Here is a 531-nt window from a genome sequence, read left to right as displayed (position 1 = left end):
ATGTGTTTAAACATCTTGAACGCATTGGCAGGGATGAGGCCATAAGGCTTCAATCTGATCGCATTGCTGACAGGCTTGAAGGTCTGGGGATTCCGTCTAGGCGTAAGAAGCAGGATGGCACCTTTTTCAAGGTGGGTTTGCTGTCTGGATTAGCTAAGCAGATGGATGAACAGTTTAGGCATATCATGTTCATTCCTGCTGTTGCTGTTGCTGAGCGTCGCCAGTTGAGGAATGAGCTGACCTATTGGATTGATAACATTCTCCCGAATAAGGGGAAGTATCTGCGGTACATGGTTATCACCTGCGGTGAGAACGTCCGCATATATGATGACCTCAAGGCGGAGCATAGGAAATGGACACGCAAGCTCTCTGATTGCTTCCGTTGGCTCAATCAAAAATATGGTTCAAATCTGTATTTCAGGGGGACTGAGTTCACTCATAATGAGGATCATGAAACCCTTAACATGCATATGAATATCCTCTTTGATCTGCCGTATTTGAAGGGGAACGGCTGGCAGGATTTTCTTGCTG

1 protein-coding gene is annotated in these 531 nt (G+C 46.1%); it reads left to right on the top strand.

Annotated elements, in window-relative coordinates; all coding sequences use genetic code 11:
- Nucleotides 1-531 (top strand): hypothetical protein (locus KP705_RS16755; protein WP_215765073.1); only part of this gene is annotated, 531 nt, incomplete at both ends.

Source organism: Gluconobacter sp. P1D12_c, assembly GCF_018812105.1.
Classification (GTDB): domain Bacteria; phylum Pseudomonadota; class Alphaproteobacteria; order Acetobacterales; family Acetobacteraceae; genus Gluconobacter; species Gluconobacter oxydans_A.
Note: the sequence above shows the minus strand (reverse complement) of the source record. Positions and strands in the feature narration are given on the sequence as shown.